Below are 12,914 nucleotides of genomic sequence, written 5' to 3'. Positions count from 1 at the left end.
ATTCAAATGAGGGTGGGGAGCGGCGCACCGGGCCCCTCACCGGCCCCTGCGAGGAGACGAGACATGTCCGATTTGCGGTTGCGCCGCAGTGTTCTCTACATGCCGGGATCGAACCAGCGGGCGCTCGATAAAGCGAAGACGCTGCCCGCCGACTCGCTGATCCTGGATCTCGAGGATGCCGTCTCCATGGAGGAGAAGGAGCTGGCCCGCGATCAGGTCTGCGCCGCGGTGAAGGGTGGCGGTTACGGCCATCGCGAACTCGTGATCCGGGTGAACGCGCCGCAGACGCCCTGGGGCGACGGCGACCTGCGTGCGGCGATCCAGGCCAAGCCCGACGCGATCCTGATGCCGAAGGTGTCCTCGCCCGCGGTGCTGGAAAGCGTGGCCGATGCGCTGGAGGCGCTCGACGCCCCCGATTCCATCGCCGTCTGGGCGATGATCGAGACCCCGGCCGCGATCCTCAACATCCACGAGATCGCCAAGGCGCGCCGCGACCGCCGCAACCGGCTCACCGGTTTCGTGCTCGGCACCAACGATCTGGCCAAGGACACCTGGGCGCAGCTGGTGCGCGGGCGGGTGCCGATGCTGCCCTGGATGATGCTGACCCTGGCCGCGGCCCGCGCCGAGGGGCTGATCGTCCTCGACGGCGTGTGGAACGACATCGCCGATCCGGAGGGCTGCCGCGAAGAGTGCCGGCAGGCGCGCGACCTCGGCTTCGACGGCAAGACGCTGATCCACCCGAACCAGCTCGAGCCCGCCAACACCTCCTTCGCTCCGACGGAGGAGGAGGTGCGCCGCGCCCGCCTCGTGATTGAGGCCTTCAACCTGCCGGAAAACGCCAAGCGCGCGGCGATCAAGGTCGAGGGCCGCATGTACGAGCGCCAGCATATCGGCGTGGCCCGCCGCGCCGTGGTCTGGTCGGAGACCATCGCCGCCCGCGACGCCGCTGCCTGAAACGCGAAACGGCCGCGCCCGGATGGGGCGCGACCGTTTCGTTATGAGAAGCTGTTAGGCCTGGAAGGCTTACCAGCCGTAGCCGTAATCGTAGGCCGGGCCACCCCAGGAATAGCCACCATAGGCACGACGCGGCGCGTAGTAGCCGCCATCGTAATAGCCGACGTTGCGGTAGCCGTATCCGTAGGCGGGACGGGCATAGCCATACCCGTAACCGGCGACCGGGCGGGCATAGCCGTAGCCACCGCCGTAACCGTAGCCATCACCATAGCCGCCATAGCCGTAGGCATTCGAGGCGGCCGCACCGACGAGCGCGCCGGCCGCGAGTCCGCCGATGACACCGGCCGCGATTGCCCCACCGCCGCCACCACGGCCGCGCCAGCGGGCCTCGGCATCGGTGGAGGACAGGGCGCCGACGCCGAGGACGGCCACGGCGGACAGAATCGCAAGCTTCTTCATGACGTCTCTCCGAAAAGGGTGGATCATCGATCCATTGGCACCCCAACGGGTACGGCCTGGATTCGGTTCACTCCCGATGTGCCGAAGCTCACGCTACGTCCTGTCGCATGAACGAAGGTGCAAGAGGCCGTTCATCCAATCGTCAGGGTCACATTGCGGACCCATGACCGAGGCCGAGCGCAGCGGATCTTCGGCTTAGCCTTGGCCATAGTGCGCTCTCAGCGCTCAGCGTCGGCCGCCGACTTCGTCGAGGTGTTCCAGAAGCATCGCGGGGTCGTCGTAGACCCTGACCGCGCCGGAGCGTTCGAGCTCTTCGGTGCCGTATCCCCCCGAGAGCAGGCCGACCCCGAGCCCGCGGCAGCGCCGGGCCGCTAGCATGTCCCAAATCGAATCGCCGACGATCACCGCGTGCTCGATCGGCGCGTTCAGCCGCGCGGCGGCGGCGAGGAACAGGTCCGGATCGGGCTTGGCGTATTTCACGAGGTCACGGGTCACCACCGGCACCTGTTCGGGATCGACGCCGAGCGCCACGAGGTTGTGGCCGGCGGTCTCCATCCGCCCGCTGGTGGCGATGGCCCAGGGGATGCGGTTCTCGGTCAGCGTGGCGAGCAGTTCCCGGGCGCCCGGCAGCGGCACCACGCCCTTCGAGAGCCGGCCATAGGCCTCCGCGTGCAGCCGCCGCAGCCGGTCGATCCGCTCCGGGTCGATGGCGAGCCCGGTCTCGCGCAGGAGTTGGTTGGTGAACAGGCCCCCGCTCATCCCGATCTTGCGGTGGATGCGCCAGACCGAGAGCGGAATCCCCTCCGCGTCGAGCGCCTCCTTCCAGGCGAGCACGTGCTGGTAGACGCTGTCGACCAGCGTGCCGTCGAGATCGAACAGGAAGACAGTTTCGATGCGCATTTCTTTGGGCTCCATCGGGCGGCGTCTGTCGAGACAACGGATGCATGCCGCGGTCGATGCAAGAAGGGATCAATCAGGGATCAAGGGGGGATAGAGCGGCGCGAGCATTGACCCGCGGCGCCCGAGCGGGTTGTGGTCGCGCCCGTCCCGTCATGCTGTTCACTCATCTCGCCGACGACCTCTTCCGACCGCTCGCCTCGCCGAGCCGCGCCTTCAACGCGGCCCTGCTGCTGCACCTGCATGCCCGCGTGTTCGGCGATGCCGCCGAGCCCCTGCGCAAGAGCGAGTTGCTGGCCGCCATCGGCGATTTCTCCGCCGGCTGGAGCCAGGCCGAGATCGCCGACGACGAGGCGACGCCGGTCGATCCGATCGAGCGGCGCTCGGCGGTGTTCCGGAGGCTGATCGAGGCGGGCTGGCTGGTGGAGCGGCGCGAGCGCTACGTGCCGGTGGTCGATTTCGACCCCGATGCGCGGCTGCTGATCGAGGAACTGGCCCGGATCGAGCGCGGTGAGACCCGCTCCTATGGCGGCGCGGTGCTCGAAGTCCTGAGCGCGCTGGAAAGCGCCATCGCCAGCCCCGCCGACCGTTCGGAGGCCCTGCGCAACGCGGCGAAAGCCTCGCGCACCTTCCTCGGCCACCTGCGCGGCTTGGCCGGCGCCATGCGCAAGCTCGAAGAGCGCATCCTGCACGAGCCCGATCTGAGTGCGGCCTTCCGGCTCTATTTCGAGGAATTCGTCGAGCGCCACCTCGTCTCCGACTACCGGACGCTGCACACCCGCTTCAACCCGTTCCGCTTCCGCTCCGGCATCGTGCGCGAGGCCGGGCGCGCCCTGCGCGATCCGCTGACGCTCCGGGCGCTGGCCGACGGCAACCTGCGCGAGGGCCGCGCCGCCGACATCACCGCCGCCGAGCGGATGGTGCGCACCGATCTCGTCGAGATCCTCTCGATCTTCGAGGGACTCGACCCGCATCTCGACGCAGTGGCCGAGGTGGTCGCCCGGCTGGAGCGGCGCATCTCGGCCGCGCTCCGCTACCGTGACCCGCGCGACTCGGCCCGGATCGAGCGGGCGGCGGCGGCGCTCCGCGCGGTCGGCGCGGGCGAGGACGACCTCGCCGGCCTGCCCTTGCCGCAGATCTCCCTCTTGCGCCCGCCGATCGGCCCGCCGCAGCTCACGAATCCGCGCATGCCGCGCCGGATCATTGAGTACGAGCCGCTGCCGGAGATCGACATCGATCCGGCGATCGAGGCGTTTATCGCCGCCAAGGACGAATTCCGCCGCCGCATCACCGTGACGCCGGAGCGCATCGTCGCCTATCTCGACGCCCGGCTCGCCCAGGTGAAGGCCCTGCGCGGCTCGGACATCCAGGTCGATGACGTCGATGCCTTCGTCGTCTTCCAGCGCCTGCGCGAGATCGACGTGCTGTTCGACGGCGTCCTGCGCAGCCGCTACCGCGTCGCCCGGATCGAGGGCCGTGTCTCCAACGGCTGGCTCGACTGTCCGGACTTCACGATCGAGCGCATACCGCCCCCCGCCGCCCGGCGCGGAGCCGGCAAAGCAGGCTGAACGGACAACCCGATGCTCGAACCCTTCCGCGCCATCCTCGACGGCGAGGAGATGCCCCCGCCCGGCAGCGCCGCGCCGAGCGAGGAGGAGCTGACCCGCGCGCTTCAGGTGATGCTGAAGAGCCAGTGCATCTACGCCGCCACCACCGGCATCGGCCGCTCCTACGAACTTGCGCGGCACTACGCGCCGTTCTTCCGCGACTACTTCGCCTGCCTCGGCTACCGCTTCGAGGTCGCCCACCGCGACCAGATGGTGTTCCTCGCCCTGCCGCCGGACGGCGTGCGCCACGACGCGCAGGGCGAGCGCCTGCGCAAGGACGAGACGCTGGTGCTGCTGGCACTCCGGCTCGCCTACGAGGAGGGCCTGCGCGATCACCGAGTCTCCACCGACGGCACGGTAGAATGCACCACCGACGACATCGCCGACGCGATCCACTCCGCCGCTCGCACCGAGCCCCCGGACGAGGCGCGCCTGATCGAGATCCTGCGCCTGTTCGCCCGCAAGGGTGCCCTGCGGCTGGGCGAGCGCGACCGGGCCGAGCGGGTCACCCCGCTGATGGTGATGCCGGGCATCACCGTGCTCTCGCCGGATGCCTGGATGGATCAGGTCCGCGCCTGGGCCTCCGCCGGGGAGGGGAGGGGCGTCTGACTCTCCTCCTGCGCCCAGGGCGCGGTGGAGAAGGCCCGTTCCAGGAAGGCGATCAGCGCGGTGACCCGCGCGGGGCGCGGCAGGCCGGGCGGCATCACGAGGTTGAGGGCGATCGGCGGCGGCTGCCAGTCCGGCATCACCCGCTCCAGGCGGCCCGACTTCAGATCCTCCCAGATCGTGAAATCCGGCTGCACCGCGAGGCCGAGCCCGGCGCGCAAGGCCGGCACCAGGGCGTCGGCATTGTTGGCCCGCAGCGGGCCTTCGGGCACGATCGTGACGGTTTCGCCGGCCGCGTTGGTGAAGGGCCAGCGGTCCGGCGTCGGCAGGTAGGCGTAGCCGAGGCAGGCACGGGCCTTCAGATCCTCCGGATGCTGCGGGGGCCCGTAGCGCGCCAGATAAGCCGGCGTCGCCACAAGCGAGCGGCGCACGCCGCAGAGCCGCCGCACCCGGAGCGAGGAATCGGGCAGCGCGGCGATCCGCAGGCCGAGATCGAACCCGCCGCCGACGAGATCGACCAGCGCGTCCGACAGGTGCAGATCGACCGAGACTTGCGCGTGCGCCGCCAGGAATTCCGGCAGCACCGGCGCAACATGGGCAACCCCGAACGACATGGGGGCCGCAAGCCGCACCCGCCCCCGCGGCACGCCGTTGGCGTCGAGCGCGCGGGCCTCCGCCGCCTCGCCCGCGGCCAGCAGCCCCGCCGCGTCCTCGCGCGCCAGACGGCCGGCTTCGGTCAGCGCGAGACGGCGGGAGGTGCGGTGGAACAGCCGTGCGCCGAGGCGTCCCTCCAGCCGCGCCACCGCTTTGGAGACGGTCGCCTTCGACAGCCCGAGTTCGTCGGCCGCCCGGGCGAAGGAGAGGGCGTCGGCCACCACCGCGAACACGGCCCAGGCCTCGAAATCGGGTAGTTTCGCCATGGCTCAAATCCGGAAACGATGCGTTTCAATCGTTTCCATTTTCATGCGAGCAGGCAAGGGCCAGATTGCGCTCACACCGATCGCAGCCCGGAGATTGATCCCTGCGGCGATCCTCTCGAACAGGAGACCCGCACCATGAGCGCGCACGGCATCCACCACGTCACGGCGTTTGCGAGCGATACGGCCCGCACCATCGACTTCTACACCCGCGTACTCGGCCTGCGGCTGGTGAAGAAGACCGTCAACTTCGACGATCCCGGCACCTACCACCTCTATTTCGGCGACGAGGCGGGCGCGCCTGGCACGATCCTCACCTTCTTCCCGATCGCTCAGGCGGCCCCCGGCCGCGTCGGCATCGGTCAGGTGTCGGAGACCGCTTTCCGCGTGCCGCGCGCGGCGATCGGCGCCTGGACGCACCGCTTCGTCTCGCTGAACGTCCCGCATGAGGCGCCGGTGACGGTCTTCGGCGAGACGGTGCTGCGGTTCCGCGATCCCGACGGGATGCCGCTGGCACTCGTCGGCGTCGAGGGAGCGGAGGCCGAGCCGGCCTGGACGTCCGAGGGCATCGCGCCGGAAACCGCGATTCGCGGCTTCCACGGCGTCACCCTGCTCCTGCGCGGGGCGGAGGCGACCGCCGCGATCCTCACGGACGTGCTCGGCTTTACGGAGGCCGCCCGCGAGGGCAGCCAGATCCGGCTGACGAGCGGGGCGGGCCTCGGTGAGTTCGTGACGCTTCGGGCGGTCGGCGACTTCCTGCCCGGTCGGCAGGGGGCGGGCTCGGTCCACCACATCGCCTTCCGTGCCTCCGACGACGCGGCGCAGGCGGCGATGACGGAGCGACTGAGCGATCGGCACGGCCTGTCCGTGACCGAGCAGCGCGATCGGCAGTACTTCCGCTCGGTCTACTTCCGCGAACCGGGCGGCGTGCTGTTCGAAATCGCCACCGACGCGCCGGGCTTTGCCATCGACGAGCCGGTGGCGGAACTCGGGACCGCGCTGAAGCTGCCGCCCTTCCTCGAGCCGCATCGCGGGCGGATCGAGGCGGTGCTGCCGAAGGTCGCCTGAACCGACCGCCCACCTTCGCGGCCGCCCGGATCCTATGCGGGCGGCCGCACCCTCCTTAGACGGAACGGAGACAGCCATGACGAACGGCGTCACCTTCGACTTCATCCACCGCTTCGAGCCCGGCACCGACGAGCGCGCGCCGCCGCTCCTGCTGCTGCACGGCACGGGTGGCGACGAAAACGACCTGCTCTCCCTCGGCCGCGCGCTCTCGCCCGGCTCCGCGCTGCTCTCGCCCCGCGGGCCGGTTCTGGAGAACGGCATGCCGCGCTTCTTCCGCCGTCTCGCGGAAGGCGTGTTCGACGAGGCGGATGTCCGCCGCCGGGCCGGCGACCTCGCCGCCTTCGTGGCGCAGGCGCGCGCGGCCTACGGGCTCGCCGCGCCGGTGGCGGTCGGATTCTCGAACGGGGCCAATATCGCCGCGGCGACCCTGCTCCTGCACCCGGAGGTCCTGGCGGGGGCGGTTCTGCTGCGGGCGATGGTGCCGCTCGCCGAGTGCCCGCCGGCCGACCTCGCCGGCCGCCCGGTGCTGCTGCTCTCGGGCGCTCTCGATCCGATCGTGCCGGCCGAGAATGCCGAACGGCTCGCCGCGCGCCTCGCGCAAGCGGGCGCGGCGGTGACCCACACGGTCAACCCGGCCGGGCACGGACTGTCCCAGGCGGATCTCGCCGCCTCCGGGGCGTGGCTCGCCAAGAATTTTGGCGGCTAAGCTTCCCGCGAGAGGGTCTGTCCGGCACGGGGATCGGGGGACTCTGGGTGACATCACCGATGTGGCGGGGGCATCGCCCCCGTCACATGGCCTGCCTCGGTGCCTCGCCCGTCTCGCCGAAGGGCACCATCCAGGTTTCACGCTCGACCGGCCTACCGAAGCCGGTATGGGTCGCTGTCTCGACGCAGGCGACGCCGTGGCGGGCATCGCCCGTCTTGCGGGCGAAGCCGATGCTGGTCGCGACCAGGGTGTCGCCGATGCCGCGGCGGCGGGCGAAAGGCTCGTCTTCGGCGCAATCGCGGACAAACGTGCGGTGCCGGGGGACAGCCTAGGCCCATCCGACGACCGCCGGGTACGCGGATTTGCGGATCGATACGCAGCGGCACCAAGCTGATGCCGTCCCGGCCGGACGCCCAACCTTAGGGTGACCGGTCCGTTAACGATGCCGTTCGATAAAGGGGAACCTGCAGAATTCGCCTAGTTTTAAGCCAAGTGACCCTTTGCGCGCGGTCGGGCGCGGCGGTAACCTAAGGAAAGATTTCGTCAAAAAGGCTCTCAGATGCCGATCCGGCAGGATAGGGTCATGATCCCGTGCTAGCGATCCCGCTTCTCGTTATTGCCGGTATACTGATCGGCATGTTTTATCATTGGGGGATGCTTGCCGTCGCGAGTTTCTTTGTCATCATCGCGCGGATCATTTATCACTTCTACAGTGGCCAGTTGGTGCTGGCCGACCTGTTGATGATCGCAGCCTCCCTCTGCGCTTTGCAGGGCGGTTATGTTGTGGGAGGCTACATCGCTTGCAGGAAAGACGTCTAAGTCGGTCTCAGACCCAGATGATACTGCCTGCAACCCACGATGCCGTGCCCCATAGAACAATCGAGGCGACAATAAACAGAACACCGTAAGTCAGGCGTGGACGGCGGGCGGACATTTCAACGATCGGAGTTCTGGACGGTCGGAGAGCGCAATTTACCGTATGGCACGGATCGTATTGGGTTTGCGTCAAAATCAGTGTTTCTCACATGTGTCAGAGTACGCAGGGAGCGTTGAAAGGCAGTAATCGAACGGGTTTCATGAACCTGCCGTTGCAGGAGATCTGCGACCGTTGTTTCGCGCGTCGGGGCCCGATGCTCAGCCGAATGGCTCTGGTCTCGGATCGACGCGGCCCCGTCAAATCACGGGTCGGTGATTGCTGTATCGATGCCGTCGGCCGCTTGGAGCGGTCGTGCTTCGACGGTTGGGCATCCTCAGATTGTGCCGATCGGGCGGCGTCCGCGGCCCGCCGCGATCCCGCCCTTGCGTGTGCGAGGCGTAGCGTCCATTGCGCTGTCTCTCGTTCAACCTCGGGATAAGCGGCCGGGCTGGTGTACCGCCTCACCGATATTGCGATCTCGAATTGGTACCTCATCCGGCGCGAGCAGATCCGGATTCGGGGCGCGGCGGCGCTCGTCGGTCCCACGGGGGCGGGCAAGTCGACGATCTTTGACGCGGTCGGGACAGTGTTGGCCGGCAACAATGCGAGCCGGCTCGCGCTCAACGCCTCCGCCTCGGGCCGCAGCGCACGCACGGTGCGCGACTACTGCCTCGGCTGGATCAGCGACCCGGCCGAGGGCGGGCGCCCGACGCGCGAGGCCTGCGAAACCCTCATCGCGCTCGTGTTCGAGAACCCGGCGAGCGGCCGCATCGTCACGGTCGGGCTGGCGCTTGCCGCCCGCTCCGAGGAGCCGAAGGAGGAGACGCTTTCGCGCTTCATCGCCGTCGGCCACCGTTTCGAGATCGCCGATTACGTGCGCGAGACCAGCGAGGGCAGCTTCGTCGCGCCCTGGGCCGAGATCGCCGCGGATCTTCGCCGCCGGGCCGACACGTTCGAGGAGTTCCGCACCTCCGGCGAGCGCTTCACCGCCGCCGTGCTGGCGACCCTGCGCGAGGGGGCGGCCGTGCCCGATCCGCGCCAGTTCCTGCGCACCTTCTCCAACGCGGTGGCGTTCAAGCCGATCTTCGACACCAGCGCCTTCGTGCGCAGCTTCGTGCTGGAGGCCGAGCCGCTCGATGTCGCCCGCATCCGCCAATCGATCGAGACGTGGCGGCGCCTGCTGGAGACCATCGAGGAGCTGGAGAAGCGCCTCGCCCATCTCTCGCGCATCTGCGCGCGCTACGAGGGTTGGGCGCGGGCGAGCCTCACCGCCGCCCTCGACGAGATGCGCGCCGCCGGCGCGGATCTGCGCCGCCGCATCCTCGACCATGCGGAGGCCCGCCGCCTGCTCGCCGAGACGTCGGAGCGCCTGCGCATCGCCCGCGAAAGCGTGGCGACGAGCCAGGGCTTCGTGCGCGAGATCGACACCGAGATCGCCGCCCGCAAGGCGCTGATCGTCGGCAGCGTGGCGGAGGCGCGGCTCGCGGCCTCCCATGCCGGTCTCGCCATGGTCGCCCGCGACCGGCGCGACCTGACCAACCGCCTCGCCGGGATCGTCGGCCTCGTGCAGGATGCCGGCCGCCTCAGCGCCATTGCCGGTCCCTTGCGCCGGATCGATCTTCAGGCGGCGCGCATCGTCGAGGCCTGCGCCCGCTCAGGCCTCCGCCGCGAGGCGCCGCCGGAGGACATTCTCCGGGTCGATGGGCCGCTGAAAGGTCTGCTCGAAGGGCTGGCGCAGATGCCGGACGTGTCTGGCACCCTGGAAGAGGAAGCGGAAGACCTCGCCCTCAAGGCCCGCGAGCGCGAGAACGAGGTTCGCGGCCTCGATGGGCAGGTGAATTCCGGCCGTTCCTCGTCCGCGCGCCTGTCCTCCGACACGGAGGCGTTCCGCGAGGAGCTGGGCCGGCTCGGCATCGAGGCGGCGCCGATCTGCGAACTCGCCGAGATCGTCGATCCGAAATGGGGCCCGGCCCTCGAAGGCCTGCTCGGCCGCGCCCGCGAGGCCCTGGTGGTCGAGCCCGACCGGCTGGACCGCGCCTTCGCTCTGCTCGAGTCCCGAAAGAACCAATTCTTCCGCTGTCTCCTGGTGAAGACGACCGATACGGCGCGGCGCGCCGCGCGGCGCTTCGATGACGGGCCGATGGGGCTGATCGAAACCGACAGCGACCACGCCGAGGCCTTCCTCGCCGCGCGGCTCGGCAGCTACGACCTCGCGCCCGACGATGCGGCGCTCCGGAACATGAGCCGCGCCGTGGCGCCGAGCGGGCGCTCGACTTCGGGCATGGCCTATTCGGTGGTGCGCCCCGTGCCGCTGATGATGACCCGGGGCCAGCGCGGGCCCACCGCCGAGACCCGCCGCCGCCTCGACGAGGCGCGCGAGGAGGCGCGGACCCTGCGGGCCGAGGCCACGGTGATGCGCGAGGCCGCCCGCATCGCCGCGCTGCTGCGGAGCCGGCTGGCGGAAGCGCCGATCGATCTCGAGGCCCTGCGCGCCGAGGCCGACGCCATCGAGGGCCGCCGCCGCAGCCTCTCCACCGAGCAGGAGACCGTCGCCCGCGCCGATGCCGGCGTGATCGAGGCGGAATTGAAGGAGCTTCAGAAGGAGCGCTCGGCCTATCTCACCGAACTCGTGCAGGTGCTGGAGCCCAAACGCGACGCCGCACTCGCGGAGGAGGCCGGACTGAAGGCCCGTGTCACGCAAGGGAGGGAGGCGGCGCGCGCCGCGTTCCTGGCCTACCGCACGGCGCTCAAGCGCTGGACCTCCGGCGACACCGTCCGCATCCGCCTCACCGGCACCGTTCCCGCCGACGTGCCGGACACGGTGGCCGGGATCGCCGCGGCGCGGGCGGACCGGGCCGCGCTCGACACCAAGGCGCTGGCGTCGCTGGCCTCGCAGGCCCGCGCCTCCGCCCGCGAGGCCGGCGACAGCGTGCGCAACCAGGGCCGCGCCGCCGAGCGCGACCTTGCTGAGTATTGCGCCGCGTGGCGCGTCGAGAACCCGCTCGGTTCGGGCGAGCAGCCAGCCTCGTTCGGCTATGCCTGGGCGACCCGCGAGCGCGACGAGGTGGCGGGGCACGAACTGCGCCGCTACCGCGACCAGTCGCTCCGGGCGGAGGCCGAGATGCGCCGCTTGATGACCGAGGATCTGCTGACCCGGCTCGCCGACAAGTTCGAGCGGATGCGTGCCCGGCTCGACGCCCTCAACGAGCGGCTGGCGTCGCAGACCTTCACCGGCCAGACCTATGCCTTCGAGGCGGAGGTGGACCGCCGCTACGCCGCCGTCCACGCGCTCGCCACCGAAGTCGCGCGCTCGCCCGATGCGGCGCAGGCGGTGCTGCCAAGCCCCGACAATGGCGCTGAGGGCGGACCGGATAACAGCCCGCTCGCGGCCGCACTCGCGGAGATCACGGCGCTGATCGAGGGCGAGGAGAACGCGGCGCGGCTGGCCGATTACCGCAACTACTTCGTCTACGAGATCGGCATGCGCGACCGGGCGGGCAACCGCACCACCCTGTCGAGCCGGGCGTTGCGCGGTTCGGGCGGCGAGGCGCAGGCGCCGTTCTACGTCGCGATCGCCGCCTCCATGGCCTCGGCCTATTATCCCGGTGATCGCCCCGGCGACGAGACGCCGGGCCTCGGCCTCTGCCTTCTCGACGAAGCCTTCTCGAAACTCGACGTGCGCAACAGCCAGTCGCTGGTTGATCTTTTCCGCGCCTGGGGGCTGCAGCTCCTCATCGCAGCGCCCGAGGACAAGCGCACGACACTGACCGAAGTGATGGATACGGTCGTCACCGTCTACAAAAGCCCGGATCTCGGCTCGGTGCGAATCGAGGCCGAGCATCCGCTGGAAGCCGCCAAGCGGGCGCTGGCCGAAATCAACCCGGATCGACGCGGAATCGACGCTTTTCGCCTCCCGAGCGCCGCCGAATAACAGCTGAGCCGCCGATCACGGTCCGGAGTGCAGATCGGACGCACGTTCACCGAACTTTATCCTCCCCGGGCATTGACGGGCCCGGCCACCCCGCGTAGAAGCGCGCCACTCCGGTGGATCGAGAGTCGCTTTCGGGTCGAGGCCAGGGGCTTCGGCGACCGTCGTCAGACCGATACCGGCATCACACCCTGACGTATTCGTCAGATCAGCGGGTAAGAACGCGTCGTTCACGGCGTGATCCTCTGCCTCACCATCGTCAAAGGCCTTGATCGGCCTCTGGCGCTATTCGTTTTGCCGCGGGTTCGCCCGGGGCCCGGCCGCTCCGCAAGGGGCTTCGACAGGTTTCAGACGGTGGCCGCCCTGCGCGGCCGGATGAAGAGGGCACAGGATGCCGACGATCAACCAACTGATCGCCCAGCCGCGCAAGGCGCAGAAGGCGCGCAACAAGGTGCCGGCGCTCAACGCCTGCCCGCAGAAGCGCGGCGTCTGCACGCGCGTCTACACCACGACCCCGAAGAAGCCGAACTCGGCGCTTCGTAAGGTCGCCAAGGTGCGCCTGACCAACGGCTTCGAGGTGATCGGTTACATCCCCGGTGAGGGGCATAACCTTCAGGAGCACTCCGTGGTCATGATCCGCGGCGGCCGCGTGAAGGACCTTCCGGGTGTGCGCTACCACATCCTGCGCGGCGTGCTCGACACGCAGGGCGTCAAGAACCGCAAGCAGCGCCGTTCGAAGTACGGTGCAAAGCGTCCGAAGTAAGAATCTCCGGACGGCCATTTCCACGGCCTCGCAAGGATGTCGCCGGCGTTTACGCTCAAGGCGGCCTGCGCGAGGTGCTTAAGTCGATTAATC

Annotated in this window: 11 protein-coding genes; 8 read left to right on the top strand and 3 right to left on the bottom strand. The window is 69.6% G+C overall.

The genetic code is table 11. From position 1 onward, the window contains the following. The first annotated feature begins 63 nt into the window (after window positions 1-63). Complete coding sequence (locus tag M2437_RS22515) at window positions 64-954, top strand: HpcH/HpaI aldolase/citrate lyase family protein (protein ID WP_003605195.1); 891 nt, start codon at window positions 64-66, stop codon at window positions 952-954. 69 nt (window positions 955-1,023) lie between these two features. Here the strand turns inward: M2437_RS22515 and M2437_RS22510 are convergent, their stop codons facing one another. Both M2437_RS22510 and M2437_RS22505 read right to left on the bottom strand, forming a co-directional pair. Beyond that, window positions 1,024-1,413, bottom strand: coding sequence for a hypothetical protein (locus tag M2437_RS22510; RefSeq protein ID WP_003605194.1), 390 nt, complete (start codon window positions 1,411-1,413; stop codon window positions 1,024-1,026). 225 nt (window positions 1,414-1,638) lie between these two features. Further along, window positions 1,639-2,313: an HAD family hydrolase gene (locus M2437_RS22505; protein WP_238507905.1), complete on the bottom strand. Its 675-nt coding sequence runs from the start codon at window positions 2,311-2,313 to the stop codon at window positions 1,639-1,641. Between the two features lie 152 nt (window positions 2,314-2,465). Between M2437_RS22505 and M2437_RS22500 the strand changes: the two genes are divergently transcribed. Both M2437_RS22500 and M2437_RS22495 read left to right on the top strand, forming a co-directional pair. Next, window positions 2,466-3,878, top strand: coding sequence for a Wadjet anti-phage system protein JetA family protein (locus M2437_RS22500; RefSeq protein ID WP_253388730.1), 1,413 nt, complete (start codon window positions 2,466-2,468; stop codon window positions 3,876-3,878). 12 nt (window positions 3,879-3,890) lie between these two features. Beyond that, window positions 3,891-4,526 (top strand): DUF4194 domain-containing protein, encoded by a 636-nt coding sequence (locus M2437_RS22495; RefSeq protein WP_253388729.1) that lies wholly within the window; start codon window positions 3,891-3,893, stop codon window positions 4,524-4,526. Here the strand turns inward: M2437_RS22495 and M2437_RS22490 are convergent. Further along, a complete protein-coding gene (locus M2437_RS22490) occupies window positions 4,481-5,443 on the bottom strand; it encodes a LysR family transcriptional regulator (RefSeq protein ID WP_253388728.1) in 963 nt (320 codons plus the stop codon). The two genes, M2437_RS22495 and M2437_RS22490, sit on opposite strands and share 46 nt — an antisense overlap. Window positions 5,444-5,578: 135 nt before the next feature. On the opposite strand from M2437_RS22490, the gene M2437_RS22485 reads away from it, so the two are divergent. The 5 genes from M2437_RS22485 to rpsL all read left to right on the top strand — a co-directional run bounded on the left by M2437_RS22485 (window position 5,579) and on the right by rpsL (window position 12,821). Continuing rightward, window positions 5,579-6,508, top strand: coding sequence for a ring-cleaving dioxygenase (locus M2437_RS22485; protein WP_253388727.1), 930 nt, complete (start codon window positions 5,579-5,581; stop codon window positions 6,506-6,508). A gap of 76 nt (window positions 6,509-6,584) precedes the next feature. Next, window positions 6,585-7,214, top strand: a complete 630-nt coding sequence (locus tag M2437_RS22480) for an alpha/beta hydrolase (protein ID WP_253388726.1) — start codon at window positions 6,585-6,587, stop codon at window positions 7,212-7,214. 591 nt (window positions 7,215-7,805) lie between these two features. Further along, entirely contained in the window at window positions 7,806-8,033 is a 228-nt protein-coding gene (locus tag M2437_RS22475) for a hypothetical protein (protein ID WP_003606927.1), read from the top strand. A gap of 548 nt (window positions 8,034-8,581) precedes the next feature. Beyond that, window positions 8,582-12,061 (top strand): SbcC/MukB-like Walker B domain-containing protein, encoded by a 3,480-nt coding sequence (locus tag M2437_RS22470; protein WP_253388725.1) that lies wholly within the window; start codon window positions 8,582-8,584, stop codon window positions 12,059-12,061. Window positions 12,062-12,449: 388 nt separating this feature from the next. Then, window positions 12,450-12,821: a 30S ribosomal protein S12 gene (rpsL, locus tag M2437_RS22465; RefSeq protein ID WP_004447775.1), complete on the top strand. Its 372-nt coding sequence runs from the start codon at window positions 12,450-12,452 to the stop codon at window positions 12,819-12,821. Window positions 12,822-12,914: the final 93 nt, after the last annotated feature.

Origin of the sequence: Methylorubrum pseudosasae (assembly GCF_029504475.1) — a bacterium.
Classification (GTDB): domain Bacteria; phylum Pseudomonadota; class Alphaproteobacteria; order Rhizobiales; family Beijerinckiaceae; genus Methylobacterium; species Methylobacterium extorquens.
The sequence above is the reverse complement of the archived record's forward strand: the minus strand, read 5'-3'. Positions and strand labels throughout refer to the sequence as shown.